General features: G+C 64.0%; 23 protein-coding genes and 1 tRNA gene. 13 read left to right on the plus strand and 11 right to left on the minus strand.

The window, feature by feature from the left end:
• The first annotated feature begins 47 nt into the window (after positions 1 to 47).
• Positions 48 to 1,193: an acyltransferase family protein gene (locus tag ACK4HL_RS14075; protein WP_409761378.1), complete on the plus strand. Its 1,146-nt coding sequence runs from the start codon at positions 48 to 50 to the stop codon at positions 1,191 to 1,193.
• Here ACK4HL_RS14075 and ACK4HL_RS14080 read toward each other — a convergent pair.
• Together ACK4HL_RS14080 and ACK4HL_RS14085 are read right to left on the minus strand one after the other, a co-directional pair.
• Positions 1,166 to 1,759 (minus strand): c-type cytochrome, encoded by a 594-nt coding sequence (locus ACK4HL_RS14080; RefSeq protein WP_409761380.1) that lies wholly within the window; start codon positions 1,757 to 1,759, stop codon positions 1,166 to 1,168. The genes ACK4HL_RS14075 and ACK4HL_RS14080 overlap by 28 nt on opposite strands.
• Positions 1,756 to 3,564: a PHA/PHB synthase family protein gene (locus ACK4HL_RS14085; RefSeq protein ID WP_409761382.1), complete on the minus strand. Its 1,809-nt coding sequence runs from the start codon at positions 3,562 to 3,564 to the stop codon at positions 1,756 to 1,758. Before ACK4HL_RS14085 ends, ACK4HL_RS14080 begins: the two co-directional genes overlap by 4 nt.
• 242 nt (positions 3,565 to 3,806) lie before the next feature.
• On the opposite strand from ACK4HL_RS14085, the gene ACK4HL_RS14090 reads away from it, so the two are divergent.
• The 4 genes from ACK4HL_RS14090 to ACK4HL_RS14105 all read left to right on the plus strand — a co-directional run bounded on the left by ACK4HL_RS14090 (position 3,807) and on the right by ACK4HL_RS14105 (position 7,901).
• Entirely contained in the window at positions 3,807 to 4,562 is a 756-nt protein-coding gene (locus ACK4HL_RS14090; RefSeq protein WP_409761384.1) for a class I SAM-dependent methyltransferase, read from the plus strand.
• Positions 4,563 to 4,676: 114 nt separating this feature from the next.
• Positions 4,677 to 5,981 (plus strand): homoserine dehydrogenase, encoded by a 1,305-nt coding sequence (locus ACK4HL_RS14095; RefSeq protein ID WP_409761386.1) that lies wholly within the window; start codon positions 4,677 to 4,679, stop codon positions 5,979 to 5,981.
• Positions 5,978 to 7,774 carry a single-stranded-DNA-specific exonuclease RecJ gene (gene recJ / locus ACK4HL_RS14100; RefSeq protein WP_409761388.1) on the plus strand — a complete coding sequence of 599 codons (1,797 nt, stop codon included), beginning with the start codon at positions 5,978 to 5,980 and terminating at the stop codon, positions 7,772 to 7,774. The genes ACK4HL_RS14095 and recJ overlap by 4 nt, the downstream gene beginning before the upstream one ends.
• A 52-nt stretch (positions 7,775 to 7,826) precedes the next feature.
• Positions 7,827 to 7,901, plus strand: a tRNA-Glu gene (locus ACK4HL_RS14105).
• A gap of 160 nt (positions 7,902 to 8,061) precedes the next feature.
• On the opposite strand, the gene ACK4HL_RS14110 is transcribed toward ACK4HL_RS14105, so the two are convergent.
• Positions 8,062 to 8,685 (minus strand): FMN-binding negative transcriptional regulator, encoded by a 624-nt coding sequence (locus tag ACK4HL_RS14110; protein ID WP_409761390.1) that lies wholly within the window; start codon positions 8,683 to 8,685, stop codon positions 8,062 to 8,064.
• Between the two features lie 7 nt (positions 8,686 to 8,692).
• Entirely contained in the window at positions 8,693 to 9,316 is a 624-nt protein-coding gene (locus tag ACK4HL_RS14115) for a helix-turn-helix domain-containing protein (RefSeq protein ID WP_409761392.1), read from the minus strand.
• Between the two features lie 133 nt (positions 9,317 to 9,449).
• On the opposite strand from ACK4HL_RS14115, the gene ACK4HL_RS14120 reads away from it, so the two are divergent.
• On the plus strand, positions 9,450 to 10,157 hold the full coding sequence (locus ACK4HL_RS14120) for a B3/4 domain-containing protein (RefSeq protein ID WP_409761394.1): 708 nt from the start codon (positions 9,450 to 9,452) through the stop codon (positions 10,155 to 10,157).
• 211 nt (positions 10,158 to 10,368) lie between these two features.
• Here the strand turns inward: ACK4HL_RS14120 and ACK4HL_RS14125 are convergent, their stop codons facing one another.
• Positions 10,369 to 10,893, minus strand: a complete 525-nt coding sequence (locus ACK4HL_RS14125; protein WP_409761396.1) for a GNAT family N-acetyltransferase — start codon at positions 10,891 to 10,893, stop codon at positions 10,369 to 10,371.
• 192 nt (positions 10,894 to 11,085) lie between these two features.
• Between ACK4HL_RS14125 and ACK4HL_RS14130 the strand changes: the two genes are divergently transcribed.
• Complete coding sequence (locus ACK4HL_RS14130; RefSeq protein WP_409761398.1) at positions 11,086 to 11,688, plus strand: TetR family transcriptional regulator C-terminal domain-containing protein; 603 nt, start codon at positions 11,086 to 11,088, stop codon at positions 11,686 to 11,688.
• A gap of 309 nt (positions 11,689 to 11,997) precedes the next feature.
• Here ACK4HL_RS14130 and ACK4HL_RS14135 read toward each other — a convergent pair whose 3' ends face one another.
• The 4 genes from ACK4HL_RS14135 to ACK4HL_RS14150 are packed head-to-tail and all read right to left on the minus strand — an operon-like array spanning position 11,998 to position 14,619.
• Complete coding sequence (locus tag ACK4HL_RS14135) at positions 11,998 to 12,402, minus strand: OsmC family protein (protein WP_409761400.1); 405 nt, start codon at positions 12,400 to 12,402, stop codon at positions 11,998 to 12,000.
• The gene (gene arsB, locus ACK4HL_RS14140; RefSeq protein ID WP_409761402.1) at positions 12,395 to 13,423 is read right to left on the minus strand and encodes an ACR3 family arsenite efflux transporter; all 1,029 of its coding nucleotides are present in this window, start codon (positions 13,421 to 13,423) and stop codon (positions 12,395 to 12,397) included. Before arsB ends, ACK4HL_RS14135 begins: the two co-directional genes overlap by 8 nt.
• A 1-nt stretch (position 13,424) precedes the next feature.
• Positions 13,425 to 14,264 carry an arsenic resistance N-acetyltransferase ArsN2 gene (arsN2, locus tag ACK4HL_RS14145; protein WP_409761404.1) on the minus strand — a complete coding sequence of 280 codons (840 nt, stop codon included), beginning with the start codon at positions 14,262 to 14,264 and terminating at the stop codon, positions 13,425 to 13,427.
• The gene (locus ACK4HL_RS14150; RefSeq protein ID WP_409761442.1) at positions 14,257 to 14,619 is read right to left on the minus strand and encodes an ArsR/SmtB family transcription factor; all 363 of its coding nucleotides are present in this window, start codon (positions 14,617 to 14,619) and stop codon (positions 14,257 to 14,259) included. Before ACK4HL_RS14150 ends, arsN2 begins: the two co-directional genes overlap by 8 nt.
• 46 nt (positions 14,620 to 14,665) lie before the next feature.
• Here ACK4HL_RS14150 and ACK4HL_RS14155 point away from each other — a divergent pair, with 46 nt between their 5' ends.
• Positions 14,666 to 15,190: a DUF6428 family protein gene (locus ACK4HL_RS14155; protein WP_409761406.1), complete on the plus strand. Its 525-nt coding sequence runs from the start codon at positions 14,666 to 14,668 to the stop codon at positions 15,188 to 15,190.
• Positions 15,191 to 15,335: 145 nt separating this feature from the next.
• On the opposite strand, the gene ACK4HL_RS14160 is transcribed toward ACK4HL_RS14155, so the two are convergent.
• The gene (locus ACK4HL_RS14160) at positions 15,336 to 15,698 is read right to left on the minus strand and encodes a YMGG-like glycine zipper-containing protein (RefSeq protein WP_409761408.1); all 363 of its coding nucleotides are present in this window, start codon (positions 15,696 to 15,698) and stop codon (positions 15,336 to 15,338) included.
• 171 nt (positions 15,699 to 15,869) lie between these two features.
• Here ACK4HL_RS14160 and ACK4HL_RS14165 point away from each other — a divergent pair, with 171 nt between their 5' ends.
• The 5 genes from ACK4HL_RS14165 (at position 15,870) to ACK4HL_RS14185 (ending at position 19,614) form a co-directional block, all read left to right on the plus strand.
• On the plus strand, positions 15,870 to 16,559 hold the full coding sequence (locus ACK4HL_RS14165) for a Crp/Fnr family transcriptional regulator (protein ID WP_409761410.1): 690 nt from the start codon (positions 15,870 to 15,872) through the stop codon (positions 16,557 to 16,559).
• A gap of 112 nt (positions 16,560 to 16,671) precedes the next feature.
• Positions 16,672 to 16,965 carry a ribbon-helix-helix domain-containing protein gene (locus ACK4HL_RS14170; RefSeq protein ID WP_409761412.1) on the plus strand — a complete coding sequence of 98 codons (294 nt, stop codon included), beginning with the start codon at positions 16,672 to 16,674 and terminating at the stop codon, positions 16,963 to 16,965.
• Between the two features lie 103 nt (positions 16,966 to 17,068).
• Positions 17,069 to 17,464: a VOC family protein gene (locus tag ACK4HL_RS14175; protein WP_409761414.1), complete on the plus strand. Its 396-nt coding sequence runs from the start codon at positions 17,069 to 17,071 to the stop codon at positions 17,462 to 17,464.
• A 43-nt stretch (positions 17,465 to 17,507) separates the two neighbouring features.
• Positions 17,508 to 18,029: a Twin-arginine translocation pathway signal gene (locus ACK4HL_RS14180; protein WP_409761416.1), complete on the plus strand. Its 522-nt coding sequence runs from the start codon at positions 17,508 to 17,510 to the stop codon at positions 18,027 to 18,029.
• Positions 18,030 to 18,045: 16 nt separating this feature from the next.
• A complete protein-coding gene (locus ACK4HL_RS14185; protein WP_409761418.1) occupies positions 18,046 to 19,614 on the plus strand; it encodes a GMC family oxidoreductase in 1,569 nt (522 codons plus the stop codon).
• Positions 19,615 to 19,688: 74 nt separating this feature from the next.
• Here ACK4HL_RS14185 and ACK4HL_RS14190 read toward each other — a convergent pair whose 3' ends face one another.
• Positions 19,689 to 20,735 carry an ABC transporter substrate-binding protein gene (locus ACK4HL_RS14190; protein WP_409761420.1) on the minus strand — a complete coding sequence of 349 codons (1,047 nt, stop codon included), beginning with the start codon at positions 20,733 to 20,735 and terminating at the stop codon, positions 19,689 to 19,691.
• Between the last annotated feature and the right edge of the window lie 8 nt (positions 20,736 to 20,743).

A 20,743-nucleotide genomic window follows, 5' to 3' on the forward strand; every position in this document is an offset into this window, starting at 1 on the left:
AAAATCACTCTATCAGAGGATGTGCAATGCGCTGAACCGGGCGGGCGATGACCACGAAGAAGAACCACCTCGAATCGCTCCGCGGCATCGCGGCCCTTTCGGTGGCCGTCTATCATTTCGAGATCGGCTCCTTGCTGGACGTTCCCTTCACCGGCGAAGCCTGGTTGATGGTGGACTTCTTCTTCGTCCTGTCCGGCTACGTGATCAGCCTCTCCTATGCCGACCGGCTGCATGGGTGGAGCTCGGCCGTGAGCTTCCAGAAGAAGCGGTTCTTCCGGCTCTATCCGCTGCACGTCGTGATGCTGCTGGTGTTTGTCGGCCTCGAGATCGCGAAGTTCATGTTCGTCGGGCGGACCGGCGCCCAGACCCAGCCGGCATTCGTTACGAATGATCTCTCTTCCTTCGTCCAGAACCTGTTCCTGGCCCAGGCGCTGTTCAACGAGCAACTGACCTGGAACCAGGTGTCCTGGTCGCTCTCTGCCGAGTTCTACACCTATATCCTGTTTGCCGCTCTGCTCGTGTCGTTCGGGCGGAGGTCGCCGTGGCGCCATTTCGTCATCCTGATGCTGGTGGCATGGTCCGCCACGGTGCTCCTCGAGCATCGCATGTCGACGACGAGCTTCGGCATCTACCGCTGCATCTACGCGTTCTTCATCGGCGCCATCGCGCAGGAGTTCGAGGCGCGCTTCCTCGCGCGGCACAGCAAGGGCGGCAGCCTCCTTCCGGTGTTGCTCGCTTTATTGCTGGTCGTCTTCGTGTCGCACGCCGCAGAGGCCTCGAACGCGCTGCTTCTCTTCTTCCCGGTGCTTGCCGCGGCGCTGATCCTGAGCCTCAACCGCTGCCACGGCGATGCCGTGATGCTCCGCATGCTCGAGCACCCATGGCTCGTGTTTCTCGGCACGGTGAGCTACGGCATCTACATGATCCACACGACGGTGTGGTGGGTGTTCCGGCAGGTGCTGCGCTTCGTGTTCCACGTTGAGGTCACGGTCGATGCCGAGGGGCGCACCGACTTCCAGCTCGACAGCATCGCGGTTGCGACGGGTCTGCATCTCGCCGGCCTGGCGCTTACCGTGCTGCTGGCCTATGCGAGCTACCGCTTTCTCGAGGAGCCGATCCTCAGGCGCTTCGCTCCGGCGGGAGAGCGGCGGCCCGATGCCTCCGCTCAGGGCGTCTTGAGCGTGTCCAGATAGGCGATGATCGCCGCCACCTGCTCGGGCTCGAAGGAAAGGTCGGGCATTTCCTCATGGCCCGTCACGATGCCCTCGGCGAGTGCCTCTTCCAGCGCCTCGGGCGCGTAGCGTTTCACCACGTCGCGGAAGGCTGGAGCCTTCGCTTCGGCAGAGAGGCTGGCCTCGTCGATGGCATGGCAGCGCGCGCAGTTGGCCCGCAGCAGCTGGAAACCCTGGATCGCCGCATCGCTCGCGGCCTTGGCGCCGGGACCGAGGCTCATCACGAAGGCGGCGAGCGCCTCGGCCTGTGGCTCCGTCACCTCCCAGTCGGGCATCAGCGGGTGGCGCACCGCAAGCCCTTCCATAAAGCCGTCCACCAGTTCCATCTCGTCGTAATTGAGGGCGATGTCGCGGAAGGGCGTGGCATCGGTGAGCGGGCTCTCGCCCTCCGCCTCGATGCTGTGGCAGCGCGCGCAGTTGATCTCGGCCAGGCGCCTTCCCTCGGCGATCTTCTCCGCCTCGCTCTGGGCGAAGGCGGGACCGGCCAGGATGAAAAGCGCGAGCAGTGCGGGAATCGGTCTCATCATTCCGCCTTTACCCGCACATAGGAGCCCGGCGCATCCTCGATCACCTTGAGCTTGCCGCTGCCGGGCGTCGGCGCGGGCACCTTCTGGCCCGACTTGTCGGCAATCCACTTCGCCCAGTCCGGCCACCATGAGCCGGGATGCTCGGTGGCGCCGCTCAGCCATTCCTCGAGCGTGGGGGCCCATTTCTCGTTGGTCCAGTACTGGTACTTGTTGGCGTCCGGCGGATTGACCACGCCCGCGATGTGGCCCGAGCCCGAGACGACGAGCCGCGTCGGCCCGCCGAAATAGCGCCCGACGCGAAAGACCGAGGCCAGCGGCGCGATGTGATCCTCCCGTGCGGCGAGGTTATAGACGGGCATCTTCACCTTCTTGAGGTCGATCCGCACGTTGTCGAGCACCATCTTGCCCTGCGAAAGCTTGTTCGCCATGTAGCATTCGCGGAGATAGAAGGAGTGCACGCCCGCCGGCATGCGCGTCGAATCGGCATTCCAGTACAGGAGATCGAAGGGCATCGGCTCCTTGCCGAGCATGTAGTTGTTGACGACGTAGGACCAGATCAGGTCGTTCGAGCGCAGCAGGTTGAAGGCGTCCGCCATGCGCGTTCCGGGAAGGTAGCCCTTGTCCTTCATGCGGCCTTCGATCCACTTCACCTGTTCCTCGTCGACATAGACGAGCAGGTCTCCCGCCTTCTCAAAATCGACCTGGGTGGTGAAGAATGTGGCGGAATTGACGCGGTCGTCATTGCGCGCCGCCATCCAGCCGAGCGAGGCGGCGGTCAAGGTGCCGCCGATGCAGTAGCCGATGACGTTCACCTTCTCCGCTCCCGTCGCGTCCTGCGCCGCCTGGATCGCCTCGAGGAAGCCCTCGCGCATGTAGTCCGAGAAGCTCTTGCGCGCCTGCTTCTCGTCGGCGTTCACCCAGGAGACGATGAACACGGTGAGGCCCTGGTCCACCGCCCATTTCACGAAGGATTTCTTCGCATTGAGGTCGAGGATGTAGAACTTGTTGATCCACGGCGGGAAGATGACGAGGGGATAGGCGTAGGTCTCGGCCTGGGTGGGCGAATACTGGATGAGTTCGAAGGTCTCGTTCCGGAATACCACCTTGCCCGGCGTGGTGGCGATGTTGCGGCCGATCTCGAAGGCCGTCATGTCCGTCTGCTTGATGCGAAGGCGCCCGTCCGGCGTGCGCATGTCTTCCTGCAGGTGCTTCAGCCCCTCGATCAGGTTGGCGCCGTTGGTGGCGAGCGTGGTGCGCAGCACCTCCGGATTGGTGAGCGCGAAATTGGAGGGCGAGAGCGCGTTGGCGATCTGCTCCACGTAGAATTTCGCCTTGTGCCGCGTGTGCTCGTCCACGCCCTCGGCGTTCTTCACCATGTCCTGCGCCCAGTTGGCGGAGATGAGGTAGAACTGTTTCAGGAAATCGAAGACGGTGTGTTCCTGCCAGTCCTTGTCCTTGAAGCGCTTGTCGGAGCGGGCGGGCTCGGCCACCGGCGCCGTCTGCTGGCCCAGAACCTTGGCCCAGGCGTTCTGCCAGAGCTGGGTGTAGGAATTCCACAGCTGCATCTGGGCGTCCATGAGCTTCTGCGGATCGCTCATGTAGGACTGCGCCACCGCACCCAGCGTCTTCGACACCTGCTCCATGGGGGTGAGCTGCGTTTCCGCCTCCTGCAGCACCGGCTGCGGCCGCTCCGCCACCATCCGGGCGATCTCGGCGGCCTGCTCGAAGACCTTCGCCATGTTCTGCGCGAACTGCACCGGGTCGGCGAGCGTGTACTGGGCGGGAACCTGCGGCTTCTCGGACATGGCCTGCTCTTGAACGGCGAATATGGCGGAACTGTAAATGTCCCGCAACGAAAGGCAAATTGGTAATGAGGAGGGGGTGGTTGCGGCGGTTCGGCCTTGGCTCAGGCCCGTCTGTGAGCGATGTAGGCTGGAGCGTTCTCCGCCCCTCAGGCGCTGGGCGGGGCAGGTGCGGAAGCATCGATGGACAGTGTCACCGAGGGTTGTATGATCCGCAGACCACGGATTGCGCATGAGAGATTCGAATGAGTGAGGCTTACAAGACGTTCCGGGAGGCAGCCCGGCCGGTCGAGGGTTGGTTCACCGACGAGGCGGCGGCGATCTGGGACTGTTTGCTGACTTACCAGAGGTCGGCCGGCGTTTCCGGCAACCTGCTGGAGATCGGTGTCTGGAAGGGCAAGTCCGCCCTCCTTTCGGTTATCCACGCGCAACCGAACGACATCCAGCTGCTGGTCGATCCCCTCGACTTGAAGGAAGCCCTCTCCCACATCCGCAGGACCCGGCCAAATGCGAAGGTAGACGTTTTCCGCGGCATTTCGCGGCACCTCCGCAAGCACTCCGAATACCGCAACATGCTCTCGAGCTTCCGCTGGATTCACATCGACGGCCGGCACTCCGCACAGGACGTGGACGTGGACTTGCGACTGGCGGACGACTTGCTCAGCGATGACGGGATCGTCGTGCTCGACGACTTCTTCACGCCAAATTACCCGCAGGTGACGCAGGCTGTCTTCCACTACATGTTCCTGAACCCGAGCTCTTTCCGGCTGCTCCTTTGTGGATTCCAGAAGGGCTATCTCACCCGTCCGCTGGCGAACGCAGGTTATGTGGACTACGTGAAGACGAGCCTCTACCGGGACATGTGCCAGAGGGGGATCGATCGGATCACCATATGGAAATCCACGGAGGCTGCCGATTCGAACGCGTTCGGGGTGACCGATCGCTTCCTCGACTTCGACTATCGCGGCCCCGACTGGATGCAGAAATCCGTGCCTGTGTAGAAGACCCTCCGCAAGCCGCAGTGGACTGAGCTTCGCTTGCCGTCAGCGGCGGCGGGCCGCCTTGCCATCCCGCCCGTCTCCCGCCATAAGACGCCGCAATCGAGGATGTGAGACATGAAACAGGCGTTGCGGCTGGGGATTGCGGGGCTGGGAACGGTGGGCGGCGGGGTGCTGGACATCATGGCGCGGCATGCGGAGCTCATCGCGGCGCGGGCCGGGCGGCCCGTCGAGGTTACCTCGGTCTCCGCGCGGAGCAGGGGCAAGGACCGGGGCCATGATCTTTCCCGCTTCGCCTGGCACGAGGACCCGGTGAAGCTCGCTGCCGATCCGAACGTCGACGTCTTCGTGGAACTCATGGGCGGGGAGGGGGATCCGGCGAAATCCGCCGTCGAGACGGCTCTCAGGGCCGGAAAGCACGTGATCACCGCCAACAAGGCGCTGCTGGCGCACCATGGCTCGGCGCTCGCCCGGCTGGCGGAGGAGAAGGGCGTCGCCCTCAATTTCGAAGCTGCCGTGGCGGGTGGCATCCCCATCGTCAAGACGATTCGCGAAGGCCTCGCCGGCAACCGCCTCGGCAAGCTGTTCGGCATCATGAACGGCACCTGCAACTACATCCTGACCAAGATGGCGAACGAAGGCCGGAGCTTCGCCGACATTCTGAAGGAGGCCCAGCAGCTTGGCTATGCCGAGGCGGACCCCACCTTCGACGTGGGCGGCTTCGACACGGCGCACAAGCTTGCGGTTCTGACTTCGCTCGCCTTCGGCACCGAGGTGAACCTCAAGGCCATCGACATCGAGGGCATCGAGCAGATCACCCTCGACGACATCCGCCAGGCGGGGGAGATGGGCTACAAGATCAAGCTTCTCGGCGTGGCGGTCTCGACGGAGCACGGAATCGAGCAGCGCGTGCACCCCACGCTCATTCCCAAGGGCTCGCCGGCGGCGGATACGGATGGCGTTTTCAACGCCGTCGTCGTGAAGGGCGATTTCGTGGGCGATCTCATGCTCGAAGGCCGCGGCGCCGGCGCCCACCCGACCGCATCGGCCGTGCTCTCGGATGTCGTGGACATCGCCCGCGGCAACTTCCGCCCCGCCTTCGGCATTCCCGCGAAGAGCCTTCGGCCCTATATGCCGGCCCCGCCGAAGGCGCATGAAGGCGGCTTCTACGTGTCGCTCACGCTCCTCGACAAGCCCGGCGCCGTGGCGGCGGTGGCCAGCATCCTGGCGGAGGAGAAGATCTCGATCGAGAGCATCTTCCAGCGCGGCAAGACGGAAAAGGACGCCCCCCGCGCCACCGCGCCCTTCATCCTCATCACCCATGACACGGTGGAGACCCGGATGCGCGCCGCACTCGAGCGCATCGAGAAGGACGGCCACGTGGCCGGCCGCCCGCGCATGATCCGGATCGAGAGGCTTTGACCACGGAGACGAGACCTCGCGCCTTCCTCGACGTCGAGCGCTCGGTGCTCGGCCGACGCTGGAAGGCGCGCCTCGAGGACCAGCGCGTCGCCGAGGCAATTTCCCAGCGCCACGAACTGCCGGAGATCGTGGGCCGCGTCCTGGCGGCGCGCGGCGTGGGGCTCGAGGAGGCGGAGGCCTTCCTCAACCCGACGATCCGAACGCTGATGCCGCAGCCCTCCGCGCTGAGGGACATGGAGAAGGGCGCAGCACGGCTGGCGGAGGCCATCGTCGGGGGCGAGAAGATCGGCGTCATCGCGGATTACGACGTGGACGGCGTCTCCTCCGCCGCGATGCTGAGCCTGTTCCTGCGCGCCGTGGGCTCCTCCTGCAGCGTTCACATCCCCGACCGCCTGACCGAAGGCTATGGCCCTTCCGAGCGCGCCGTGGAGCAGCTGAAGGCGCAGGGTTCCCAGATCCTGGTGACGCTCGATTGCGGCGTCATGGCTCATGACCCGCTGGCGCGCGCCGCCGAACTCGGCCTCGCCACCATCATCGTCGACCATCACCAGGCGGGCGAGATCCTCCCCGAGGCACACGCGGTGATCAACCCGAACCGCCAGGACGACGTCTCGGGCCTCGGCTATCTCTGTGCGGCCGGCGTGACCATGATCTTCATCGCGGCGGTGAACCGCATGCTGCGGCAGAAGGGCTGGTACGGACCCGCGCGGCCCGAGCCCAACATGCTGCAGTGGCTGGAGCTCGTGAGCCTCGCCACGGTGTGCGACGTGGTGCCGCTGAAGGGGTTGAACCGGGCCTATGTCACGCAGGGGCTCAAGATCATGGCGCGGCGAGAGAACGTGGGCCTCGCCTGCCTCGCCGACGTGGCGCGGCTGAAGCGCCGGCCTGATCCTTACGCGCTGGGCTATCTCCTGGGCCCGCGCATCAACGCGGCAGGCCGCATCGGCAATGCGGCGCTGGCGCTCCGGCTTCTCACCACCGAGGACAAGGGCGAGGCCGCGCAGATCGCGCAGGAGCTCGAGAGGCTGAACCGCGAGCGCCAGGAGATCGAGCTCGCCGTCGTCGACCAGGCCATGGTTCAGGCCGAGAACATGGTGGGCCGGGAGCGGCGCGCCACGGTGCTCGTCGTCTCTGCCCGGGGCTGGCATCCCGGGGTGGTGGGGCTCGCGGCGGCGCGGCTCAAGGAGCGCTTCAACCTTCCGAGCTTCGTCCTGGCGGAGGACAGGGAGGGCCGCCTCGCCTCGGGCTCCGGCCGTTCCATTGCGGGCGTGGACCTCGGCTCTGCGGTGCGGGAGGCCTTCGAATCGGGGCTGATCGAAAAGGGCGGCGGCCATGCCATGGCTGCTGGCCTGACCGTGCTGAGGGAGCGGCTCGGCGATCTCCGCGGCTTTTTGGAGGAAAGGCTTTCCCACCAGGTGCTGGCCGCGCAGGATCGATCCCTGCCGATCGACGCCGCTCTTTCGGCGGGGGGCGCCACGCTGGAGCTGATCGAACTCCTGGAGCAGGCAGGCCCCTATGGCACGGCCCATCCATCGCCCGTCTTCGCTTTTCCGGCGCACCGCGTGCTCTATGCCGACCCGGCGGGTGGCGACCACGTGCGCGTGACGCTCGCCGCCTCCGACGGCAAGCGCCTCAAGGGCGTTGCCTTCCGGGCGATGGGCACGGAGCTGGGCGAATTGCTGCTCTCGGAGAGGCAGATGCCGCTCCACATCGCGGGCCGGCTGACGATCGACGACTGGTCCGGCGCCCGTGTCCCCTGCCTTCACATCGAGGACGCCGCCCGCCCCGCGTGAGGCTTGCCAAGCCGCCCGAACCCCCCTATAGAGCGCCCACCCCAAGGCGCGGGCGCCCTTCGTCTATCGGTTAGGACGGCAGCCTTTCACGTTGCAAAGACGGGTTCGACTCCCGTAGGGCGCGCCAACTCGCTGAGCCTCTGACTCAAATCGAATCTGCCGTCTACCGTGCGGGACAAAGCTGATAACACTCATTCGACCGAGGGGGCAGTGTACTTCGGGGTGTAAGCAGGTGTCGGCGCAGATGGCAGACGGTCATCTCATGACTGGCTATTATTGCTAAGAGGTCAGAGCTTTCCGAACTCGCGCACTAAGCCTGCCATGGCAGGATTGACCTCTTCCAGCCCCTGCACCACGCCGCGCCTGTCGGCTTCGGGCCGGTTTTGGCTGACCTTCCATTTGCCTTCAATGGCGTCGATCGGGATTTCGATGCCGATGATTCCGCGGAGTTGCGACTGGATATAACGCTCAGGAGCATCGTCGACGCCCCATGGATGCGCGCGCTCTGCTTCCTGGTGGTCCGTGATTTCGTTGATCTGGGTGTGGAGCCACGAGGGGTCGTCATTGACCCGCGCAATGCCGCGCGCCTGGACCATGACATAGTTCCAAGTCGGCACGACCTTGCCGGTCTCTTTCTTCGTCTCGTAGAAGGACGGGCTCACATAGGAGAGCGGGCCCTGGAAGACGACAAGCACCTGCTGCCTGTCGAGGCTCTGCCACTGGGTGTTGGCCCGGGCGATATGAGCCTTCAGCAAACCGAACTGGCCTTGATCGCGCTTGAGAATGAACGGCAGGCCATTGGCGAGAAGCCCTTCCGGACCTGTCGAGATGAGAAGGCCGAACGGGTGGTCTTCAATAAGGGCTTGCTGAACCTCGATGCGGTCTTCGCGATGAAGCGGCGGCTGATACATGATGGACCTAATTGCTGGCCGGGGGTTCGTGGACGACCATGGTGAAGCGCACCGGGACAGTGCCGGGATTACGGTAGGCGTGAGGGCGGTCGGTCAGCGCGATCGCGGTCGATCCGGCAGCGACGACACTGCTCTGCCCGTCGACCTCGAGGGCAACACTTCCTTCCGTTACGTGGATAAGTTCGCGGGTTCCGCGGCCATGAACACTGGCCTCAAAACACTCGCCCGGCATCAGCACCCATGTCCAGATCTCGAGCATGTCGGGTCCAGGTGTGCCGGCGAGCAGAAGTGCCGATCCACCGGAGGGACCGGCCCACAGGATTCGGACCTCACTTGGCCCCACCACCGTCAGCGATCTCTCGGGCACCTCGATCGGAGCAACCAGATCAGAGACGGACACGCCGATGGCGCCTGCAAGGCGGCACAGCGTCGAGATGCTGGGATTGGCTCCTCCCTGTTCGATCTGGACGAGTGTACCCTTGCTCACCCCGGCCTTGTGGGCGAGGGCGTCGAAACTCAGGCCGTGTCCCTTCCGCAGGGCGCTGATCCGCCGTCCGAGGGCGGCGCTGAGTACAGCCTCCTGGTCGCTGGCAGGGGTAGATTCCGTGCTTCTGGCCTTCGCTTTGGTCATTTTAATTGCCTAATTCCGACTACCTCGAGCTGCAAGACCACAATTCTCTGCATATCACAGACCACTTTGGTCATCTTATTGACTGTCTTAACCGGGAGTGCAAGGAAACGCGGGAGACCCAAAGAGGTAAGACATGGAATTTCGCCCCCACATTGCACCCGAGATTTTTGCACTTCGGCCGGATTTCATGGCCCTGAGCATCTTCGTGGAAGGGGTGACAAACACAGCCAGCACTGACTTTAGCGGTGCCCTTCTGGCCCAAGCCTGTGGCGATCTTGCTTCCGCGCCTTGGCATGATGCTCACCTTGCTGCTTGGCGTGATGCATACCGGACCTTCGGTGCCAAGCCCCAGCGTACGCCCTGTTCTGCGGAGGCCCTGCGGAAGCGCTGCGAACGCGATGGCCGAGTGCCCGAGACCAATGCCGTTGTCGATCTCTACAATGCGATCAGCATTCGGTATGCCATCCCGGTCGGCGGTGAGGACGCTTCGGCATATGTGGGGCAGCCGCAGTTGGTGCGCGCCACCGGTGATGAGAGCTTCGACACGACGGCCGACGGTCAGCCGAAGATGGAGACGGTAGACAAGGGCGAGGTAGTCTGGCGCGACAAGCGCGGTGTAACCTGCCGACGCTGGAACTGGCGCCAGGGCACGCGGACCCGCATCACAGAGGCATCGACCTCACTTTGGTTCGTGCTAGAGCGTCTCGAGCCGATGCCGGTCGAGGCCCTTTTGAATGCTGGTAAGAATTTGGTCGAAGGGCTCGAAGCAATGGGACCGGCCAAGGGTGCCGGCTTTGTTTTGCTTGATGCAGACAATCCTGACGGTCGATTGCACTTCTAAGCTGACGTTCTCCGGTCGGACCTCTGGACTCGCAATCAATGAAATCAGCGATTTAGAATGATCTGCCAGTTATCAGTTTTGTCCCACAGGGCGCGCCAAATCATTTAAGCACTTGATCTGATTGCTCTGCAGCATTCACCGTAGGGGATAAAAACGCAGAACCTCTGCAGGTTGGATATCTGCGACGTCGGCGTCTCTACGCCAGTCGGAGCTACCGAGGCTCACGGAGCATCGGAAACATCGGCGGTGAATCGCCCGAACGGATTTCCCCCAGCACCCGAAAGCCAAGGCGCTCATACAGCGAACGGTTCACTGGGCTAGTTGCTTCCAAGTACGCGAGCTGGCGATGACGATCACAGGCGGCAAGGCCTTCCTCCATGAGGAGGGTTCCGTAACCGCGGCCCTGGAACCGCGGATCAACGCCGATGAGGGGAAGATACCAGTGCGGCTCACTCGGATGAAATGCGGCCATTTGTTCGAACAGGAAGAGAACTTCCGCAAGCCGCGGATGGGACATGTGCGTTTCGAAGAGGTCACCAATCGCCTCGTCATCAGGGTGAACGGCGGGTGGCAGCCACTGCGCAACGCCACAGAAATCACCAATGATATAGGCGGAGCCGTGGTCAAGAGATTTGCCACCGAAGAGCGTCACGAGCGGTATGAATATTGTGATGAACTGCAGCGGGTCGGGCCAGGCCCACCGGGCCGCCGGATCGGTGCTAAATGCCATCGCCATGGCAGCTTCGAAGCGAGGCTGATCCGATCTCGTGGCCCTCCGAATCTCAGGGGCGTTTGAGGCCGGGGGAGGCGGTGCTCGTAAAGGAGCTGCTTGAGGCTGTATCGCAGTGGGAGTGGCGGTCATGGTGGCCTCTTGTGCTGGTGAGACTGCGATGCTAAGCGTAACGACTAGTAAACTGGTCTACTAGTAATGATTGCGAAGGATAACCCTACCCGCGACAGGCTCATCGCAATCGGCCTCAAATCATTGGTCCTGCACGGGTTCGAGGGCGTCGGCCTAAACGCCATTCTGCATGCGGCCGGGGTGCCGAAGGGCTCCTTCTACTACTTCTTCAAGAGCAAAGAGGACTTTGCACGTGCGGTCCTGGACGCCTACGAGCGTCGTGCAGACGAGCAGCAAGGGGCAATTCTCAAAGACACGTCTCGCAGTCCCATGAAGCGGCTGCACGACTATTTTGACGTGATCGGGCGCGGCCATCTTGCGGAGGCACCCCTTGGAGGATGCCTGTTTGGGGTCCTGAGCCAGACCGCCGCCGCGCGCAGCCCTGAGTTCAAGGCAAGGCTTGCGCAGGTGTTCTCAACATGGGAAGCGGAACTCGCCCAATTACTCGAAGAGGCGAAATCCGCTGGCGAAGTCGACATCGGCCTCGACACGAGGGAGGCTGCGGCTTTTCTGATCGATAGCTTTGAAGGCATGTTGGTTCGCCTGAAGGTGGATGGCGATCCGAGCGCCCTGCGCAGGTTCAAACGCATGGCGCTCGATCCGCTCGACCTGCGTAGGTCGGCGGGGTGAGCCACGCAACGTGGCAGATTCTCGCCAGCCTCGAACGCCGCGAATCTGTTCAGGTCGCGTGACCGCCAAATCGGAATCGTCGATCGGGAAAGGCTGACCTCGAGTTCCGCCGTAGCATAAGCAACGGCGTACGGCACCAACCCGCCTTGTAAAATCAAAGACTGCGGAGGAGGTACCAGTTGTCAGTTTCATCTCGCAGGGCGCGCCAACCCCCCAAGCTCTCGCTTCTCCTCTTCGCCGGCAAGCACCGTCAGTGACATGACTGACACCACTCGAGCCGATGTGCGGCTGCGGGCGCCCGGCGTGCACTCACTCGGCGCGGCGGATCGTGCCCTTGAGACTGGTGGCCCTTGCCACGGTGTTCGAGATCGTGCCGTATTTCCGAACATTCGTGTGGAGCAGGTCGAGGCGGCGTTCGTCCTCGTCCGTTTTCACGAGGATTTCGTAATTCACCTCGACCATCATCGGCGGGGCATCCTGGCGGATGCCGTGCAGCTTCACTTCCACGCCTTCGAAACGGAAGTGGATCATCGGGGCGACACGTTCGATGCCCTTGATCATGCAGGCGGCGATGGCGGCGAGGAACAGTTCCGCCGGATTGAAGGCGTCGGGTCGTCCCTGAACGTCGGTATCCAGAACGAGCCTGGCTTGTTTCGTGGCCGCTTCGCTGCCGTGGGCATCGATCCTGCGGGCCGAGACGCGATATTCAAGCATGGCTCTTCTGTCCTCGTTCATACCACTCTTTTGAACCGTTCACGATCCTCACCAGCGACAGCATGACTGGCACCTCGATCAGCACGCCGACGACGGTGGCGAGGGCCGCACCGGAATTGAGGCCGAACAGGCTGATGGCTGCAGCGACGGCAAGCTCGAAGAAGTTGCTGGCGCCGATCAGGGCCGAAGGAGCCCCGATGCAGTGCGCCTCGCCCGCGAAGCGGTTCCAGACGTAACCGATGCCGAAGATGCCATAGGTCTGAATGGCGATTGGCACGGCGAGCAGGCCGATGACGAGCGGCTGCTCCATGATCTGCTCGCCCTGAAAGGCGAAAAGCAGGATGAGCGTTGCCAGCAGCGCCGCGAGCGAGATCGGTGCAATGCCTTTCAGGAATTCGTCGAGCCGGCCGGAAGCAACAAGCGTGCGGCGGATGACCTGAGAGATCACGACCGGAACGACGATGTAGAGCACGACCGAGAGCAGCAGCGTCTCCCATGGCACCACGATCGCCGAGAGACCGAGGAGCAGTGCCACGATCGGCGCGAAGGCGACAACCATCACGGCGTCGTTGAGCGCGACCTGGCTCAGGGTGAAATGCGGTTCGCCGCGCGTGAGGTTGCTCCACACGAAGACCATGGCGGTGCATGGGGCTGCGCCCAGCAGTATGAGGCCGGCGATGTAGCTCTCGATCTCGGCTTCGGGGAGCAGCGGCCGGAAAAGCCAGCCGATGAAGAACCATCCCAGCAAGGCCATGGTGAAGGGCTTGATCGCCCAGTTCACCGCCAGCGTGATGCCGATGCCGCGCCAGTGCTTCGCCACCTGTCGGAGGGCGCCGAAGTCGATCTTCACCAGCATGGGGATGATCATCAGCCAGATCAGCACGGCTACGGGGAGGTTCACCCGGGACACTTCCATGGCGCTGATGGCGGAGAACAGGCCGGGGAGAAAGTGGCCCAGGGCGATCCCCGCCAGGATGCAGAGGAAAACCCAGAGAGTGAGATAACGTTCGAAGGTGGACATGTCAGAATCCGAGCTTGCGGGTCATGAGGGTTGCGCTGCCCGGGCACAGGGCCGCCGCCTGTCGTGTGGAAAGGATCGTTGCCGGTGCGCCAGTCCGTTCGATCTGCCTGAAGCCGAGCCTGGCGAAGAAGGGTGCGGCGGAGGTGGTGAGAAGATAGGCGCGGCGGGCCCCTGCCTCGAAGGCCCGGAACAACAGCAGCGGGACGATGTTGGAGCCGATCGCCATGTTTCGCATGCCTGGCGCGACGGCCACGGACCGGATCAGAACGTCCTCGCCATGTTGTTCGAAGCCTCCGTAGCCCACCCGTTCGCCGTCCAGCATATCGTAGGCGTAGAAGATGCGGTTCGGCTCCGCCAGGTCGGCAATCGGAAGCCCTGACCCGGCGAGTGTCGCGCGAAGGCCCGCGTCCGCGGGGGAGATAGCGGTGTCCTTCAGGAACGGCACGCCGTCCTCCTTCAGGATGCGAGCGGCAGGCTGACGGGGGAGGAGGTCGAGCACGACGTCGGACGGGCGGCAGAGCTTCGCCATTCCGCCACCGAGGACGATGGGGCGGTTCAGGAGAACGGGGTGCGCCGCAATGGCATCCAGCAGTGCATTCGTACCGATTGCCGGATCGTCGAGTGCGAGTTCTGCGTAGGGCGTTCCCTTCTTTCGCATGATCTCACGGAGAGGCAGGCCGATGCGCTGTGCGAGCATCGTTACCTCCTCACGCGATGGAGGCGCGTTGAGGTATTCGACGATCTCCGGTTCGCCACCGGCCTTCCGAATCAGCGCCAGTGTGTTGCGCGACGTGCCGCAGGCCGGATTATGGTAGATCGTGATCACCGGAGCTTCAGCCATCGGAGGCCGACTTCGGGGAGGCGCAGCAGCGATCGTACGCTGCAACGGCCGGTGCGCACACTTCCGGGTGACCCTGGCAGCAGTCGCGCATCAGGAACTCTATGACGCCCGAAAGAGAAGCATAGGCTGCGCTGTAGATGATCGAACGGCCCTCGCGACGGGAAGTCACGAGGCCCGCCTGCTCAAGGTGGTTCAGGTGAAAAGACATGCGTGAGGAGGACGACCCGTCCATGGCCTCGCCGATGGCTCCTGCAGGGAGACCCTGAGGTCCCGCCGACACCAGCAACCGAACGATCCTGAGCCGGGTTTCCTGCGAAAGGGCCGCAAATGCATCGAGGGCTTGCTTTTCGTCGATCTTCATCTCAATATCTCTTGAACAGTTAATCTGGAGATACATCAAGATGACCGTCAACACCAGCCCCATCACATTGGATTTCCACGGCGACGCATCGGTCGCGACCCTCCTCGGCGCGCTTCGCGGCACGGGTGAGAGGGCGCTGGTGATCGAGTACGGCGGTCATACGATCCGGCCGGGCTATCACGTCACCGAGGTCAAGGCGGGTACCTTCGTCACGCTGGACTGCGGCGGCAACCCGGATTCATGGAGCGAAACCATTCTGCAGGTCGAGGACCTCGGCCCGGAGGACGCGCAGGATTTCATGAGCGTTCGCAAATTCTGTGGCATTATGGAAAAGGTCGCCGAGAAGGTTGCCCTCGACCCAACTGGGCGGCTCACGCTGGAGGTGGGCCCACCCGGAGCAGCGATGCAGGTCTTCGATGTGGGCAGCCTTTCGATTGACCCTGACCGGGTGGTCCTCCGCCTCGCCGCACGAGCCGCGATCTGCAAGCCTCGCCACCGGACGACAGCGCCAGCCAGAACCGCCCAGTGCCGCAGCGGAGAGACTCTGAAATCCAAGTGCTGCTAGACGACTTCGGGACATTGGTCGATAGTCTGGAACGAGCAGGGTCCCGCGAGGATGCCGCCTTCCTTCTCTACGATGCGAGCCAATCCGGCGGTTAGTCCGGCTTTCCGGGGTTGAACGCTGCGGAATTGGTGTCGAGCGGGGCTTCTCACCAGCGGATGCAGTTGCGGTAATAGCTGTTGTAGTAGCTGTTCCAGCGAGCGTTGGAATGCACCAGGCCGCCCGCGCCGCCGATCAGCGCGCCGCGCCCGGCGTTGCGACCGGCGTTGCGGTTGCTGCCCACCATGCTTCCGACGGCGGCGCCCGTCAGCGCGCCGGCGGCCGTGGTGCGGCGCGTCTTGCGGTCGGCGTGGCGGCGGGCCTGGGCGGAACAGTAGCGACTGCGCTCGGCCTGCGACCAGTTGCGGCTGGAGTGAGCTTCCGCCTGGGGCACCGCGTTCGGCAGGGCGGTTGCCAGAAGGGCGAACAGCCCAAGGCCGATCATGGTGACGCGGGTTCCGGAGAATTGCATGGGCTTTCACCTCGTGAATCGGCCGTCTGTGGCGGCCGGATTCTAAGCCATTCGCGTTCGAGGATTGCGACGATTGAAGCAAAGCCCCGCGGGAGGCGGAGCCTTTGCCCTCGACGGGAGCGGATGAAGGCACTACCCTGAGTGGGATCCGGGCAAAGAGCAGGGCACCCGATGGAAGTGGCGACGAACGCGGGCGCGGCAATCCTGCGCAACCTGAGCAGCCTCGGCTGGCTCGCCGATCAGCCCACGCCGTTCCAGAACCGCCTGGCGAAACTCGGGCGCTGGACGAGCGTCCGCCGGGGGCAGGTGGTTTACACCGTGGGCGATGACGCCGATGCAATCTTCGGGCTGGGCGAGGGCCTGCTGGACATCGCGATCCCCGTCGACGCCGACCGCGAGGTGGTGGTCCACCGAGCGTCTCCCGGTTTCTGGATCGGCGACTCGGCGCTGCTCGCCAACTCTCTCCGCAGTGTCACGATTTCGGCGGCTGCGGATAGTCAGTTGTTCAAGCTTCCGGCCGCAGCGGTGCAGCGCAATCTCGAGGAACATCCCGAAGACTGGGTCTGCTTCTACCGGCTGAGCCACCAGAACGTGACCATGTGCCTCCGCGCCCTGGCCGAGGTGATCTCGCTGCCGCCCCGCGCCCGCTTCGCCCGGGCTTTGCTCCGCCTGGCATCGGCCGGCGGTGACGTGCGCGTTACCCAGGAAGAGCTCGGGCGCATGGTAGGCATGAGCCGCGCCGCCTTTCCGCGCTCCTTCTCCGCGTTGATCCGCGAGGGAATTGTCGAACTCGACTATGGCTGCATCAGGATTCGCGATCTGGCCGCCCTCGAGAGAGAGGCTAGCAAGGTCGACGAGTAGCGTGGATTCCGTCCGCCTTTGGGTGTAGAAGATTCCCGAGCGGTCAAAGACTGCCCCCTCGGAGGAGCGCATCAAAAAAGAGCCAGCCGCTCTCAAGACGAGGGAGGATGTCATGTGTCACGTCTTTGCGGGCCAGGCCCCCAGCCGCTATGCGCGGGAAACCCGCCGCATGCGGCTGAACGGCCAGAGCACGAGCATACGTCTGGAAAACGCGTTCTGGTCCATCATCGACGAGATCGCCGCCACGGAAGGCGTGTCGACCCCCGCCTTCATTTCCAAGCTTCACGCCGAGGTGCTCGAAATCCAGGGCGAGCCGGAGAATTTCACCTCACTCCTCCGCTGCGCCTGCCTGGTGTTCATCGAATCGGGCCGTGATCGGCGGCTGGACAGGATCGCAGCAGAATAGGGACGCCCGCGAGCGGAGCGGTAGTAAAGCGCTACTACCAGAGCTCCTCAGCCCGCGGCCACTATCCTCCTCCCAACCCTTTGCAGACGCCAGGGAGAAGAGATTGGCAAAAACGATTCATTCGATGATCCGCGTGCTCGACGAAGCACGCTCGGTTGATTTCTATTCGCGTGCCTTCGGCCTCAAGGTGGCCGACCGCCTCGATTTCGAGAGCTTCACGCTCATCTATCTCTCCAACGGCGAAAGCAGCTTCGAACTCGAGCTGACCGTCAACAAGGGTCGCACCGAGCCCTACAACCTGGGCGACGGCTATGGTCATCTCGCCGTCTCCGTCGACGACCTCGACGGCACCCACGCCAGGCTGACGGAGATGGGCTTCGCCCCCCGCAAACTCGTGGACTTCAAGAATGGCGACAAGCTCGTGGCCCGCTTCTTCTTTATCGCCGACCCGGACGGCTACCAGATCGAAGTCCTGCAACGCGGCGGCCGCTTCCTCTGAGGGCGGGGCGACGACGACCACCAGAAAACAAGGGAGAACAGGAATGGGAAAACTTGAGAAGAAGGGGCTGACGCGGCGCGAGCTACTGTCTCGCTCCGTGGCGGCCGGCGCGCTCGCCGTGGCGGGCGCGGGCTTCATCGCCGCACCCGACGCCGCATGGGCGCTCGAGGTAACGGCGGTGAAGGAGCACGAGATGGCGACACTGCTCCAGATGGCGCGCGACATCTACCCGCACGACCGCGTCGCCGACCAGTATTATGCCGTCGCCATCAAGGGCTACGACACGGAGGAGAAGAAGGTCTTCGTGGCCGAGGGTGTCGCGGCTCTCGATGCCGCCGCCAAGGCGGCGGGCTTCGCCGACTATCTCTCGGCGGGCTGGGAGGAGGAGCGCGTGAAGATCCTCCAGTCGATCGAGAACACGCCCTTCTTCCAGACGGTGCGCGGCGGGCTGGTGACCGGCCTCTACAATCAGAAGGATGTCTGGCCGATCTTCGGCTACGAGGGCGAGTCCTACTCGAAGGGCGGCTACATCAGCCGCGGCTTCAACGACATCAACTGGCTCTGAGGCAGGGAGAATAGACATGGTTGCGAAATTCGAACTGTCCGACGACAGCGTGGTTGTCGTCATCGGCACGGGCGCCGGCGGCGGCGTTCTCTCCAACGAGCTGGCGCAGAAGGGCGTCAAGGTTGTGGCTCTGGAGGCGGGCGGCCGCTACCTGCCGGAGGACTACATCAACGACGAGTGGGAAAGCTTCGGCCAGCTCGCCTGGACCGACCCCCGCACCACATCGGGCGACTGGCGCGTTGCGAAGGACTTCTCGGGCCTCCCGGCCTGGATCGTGAAGGCCGTCGGCGGCACGACGATCCACTGGGCCGGCGCCTCGATCCGCTTCCAGGACCATGAATGGAAGGCGCTGTCGACCTACGGCAAGGTGGAGGGCGCATCGCTTCTCGACTGGCCGATCGACGGGGCCGAGATGGCGCCCTGGTACGACAAGGCCGAAGCCAAGCTCGGCGTGACCCGCACCGGCGGACGGGCCGGCCTTCCCGGCAACAACAACTATCTCGTGTTCGAGAAGGGCGCCAAGGCGCTCGGCTACAAGGAAGTCCACACCGGCCGCATGGCCATCAACTCGGCCGACTATGACGAGCGCATGGCCTGCCAGCAGACGGGCTTCTGCTTCCAGGGCTGCAAGTGGGGTGCGAAGTGGTCCGCCGCCTACACCGACATCCCGCGCGGCGAGGCCACCGGCAATCTCGAGGTGCGCGACCGCTGCCACGTCGCGCGCATCCTCCATGACGATGCCGGCCAGGTGACCGGCGTGGAGTATTTCGACAAGGACGGCAAGCTGCAAATGCAGAAGGCGCGCATCGTCTGCGTCGCCGGCAATTCCTTCGAGAGCCCGAGGCTCCTCCTCAACTCGGCCTCGGCCAAGTTCCCGAAGGGGCTTGCCAACTCCTCCGACCAGGTGGGCCGCAACTACATGCGGCACATGACGGGCTCCGTCTATGCGGTGTTCGAGAAGCCCGTGAAGATGTGGCGTGGCACCACCATGGCCGGCATCGTCCAGGACGAGGCGCGCCACGACCCAACGCGCGGCTTCGTCGGCGGCTATGAGCTCGAGACGCTGGCTCTGGGCCTCCCCTTCATGGCGGCCTTCCTCAACCCCGGCGCCTGGGGACGTTCCTTCACCTCGGCCCTCGACGAGTACGAGAACATGGCGGGCCTCTGGATCGTGGGCGAGGACATGCCACAGGCCTCGAACCGCGTGACGCTGTCGGAGGTGAAGGACCAGTTCGGCCTTCCCGTCGCCAACGTGAACTTCTCGGATCACGCCAACGACGTCGCCATGAGAAACCATGCCTACAAGGCCGGCGAGTCGATCTACAAGGCGGTGGGGGCCACCCGCACCTTCCCGACGCCGCCCTATCCCTCGACCCACAATCTCGGCACCAACCGCATGTCCGAGAAGCCGGAGGATGGCGTCGTCAACAAGTGGGGCCAGACCCACGACATCGCCAACCTGTTCATCTCGGACGGCAGCCAGTTCACCACCGGCGCCGCCGAGAATCCGACGCTGACGATCGTCGCCCTGGCCATCCGCCAGGCCGATCACATCGCCCGCGAGATCTCGGCCGGCAATCTCTGAGCAGCGCCGAGGAACCACGAAGGGCCGGGCAGTTCTGCTGCCCGGCCCCTGTCTTTGCCGATGGCGAAGATGATCTACTGCGCCACCCAGGTGGCGAAACGTTCGCGCAGCTGGTCGCCGTAGTCGGACCAGAACTTCTGGTCCATGGTGAAGGCGGTGCCAAGATTGGCGGAGGAGGTGGGGAGCACGTCCTTGCGGTTCTCCGGCAGCATCGGTGCCGCGTCGGTGTTGGCGGGGCCATAGGCGATGTAGTTGGTCTGCTCCGCCATCGCCTTGGGCTGCGAGGCATGGGCGATGAACCTGTAGGCGGCATCGACGTTCTTGGCGCCCTTTGGAATGGCCCAGCCGTCTCCGTCGAGGATCTGGTGGTCCCACACGATGCGGAAGGGCTTCTTGTCGTTGTCGATCGCCGCCTGAATGCGGCCGTTCCAAGCCATGGTCATCGATACCTGGCCGTCGGCGAGAAGCTGCGGCGCCTGCGCGCCCGCCTCCCAGTAAACGAGTTCGGCCTTGATGGTGTCGAGCTTGCCAAAGGCGCGGTCCTGGCCTTCCGGTGTCGCCAGCACCTTGTAGACCTCCTCGCGGCTCACGCCGTCGGCGATCAGCGCCCATTCCAGCGCCCCCACCGGAGACTTCCACAGCCCGCGCTTGCCGGGGAACGTCTTCAGGTCGAAGAAGTCTGCCAAGGTCGTGGGACCCGGATTGACCTTCGACTCGTCATAGGCGAAGACCGTGCCATAGACGATGTTGGGCACCGTGCAGTCGCTGACGTCGTTCACGAACTTGGAGCGGTCGAGGCCGAGCTTGCCCCAGTCCAGCGTCTCGAGCACGCCCTCGGCACAGCCCAGCACGGCCGTCGGCCCGTCGACGTCCACGACGTCCCAGGTGACGCTGCCGGACTCGACCATCACGCGGATCTTGGCGATCTCGTAGCTGTACTCGTCTTCCGTGATCTTGGCGCCCGTCTCCTTGGCATAGGGCTCGAAGAAGGCCTTGCGCTGACTTTCCTGCAGCGCCCCGCCGCCGCCGGTGATGGTGAGGCTGTCTCCGGCCCAGGCACTGCCGCCGACGACGAGCGCGGCAAGTGCGGCACCGCCGAGCAATCCAAAAATGCTGTTCACGTGAACCT

The organism is Aestuariivirga sp., assembly GCF_046294715.1.
GTDB lineage: Bacteria > Pseudomonadota > Alphaproteobacteria > Rhizobiales > Aestuariivirgaceae > Aestuariivirga.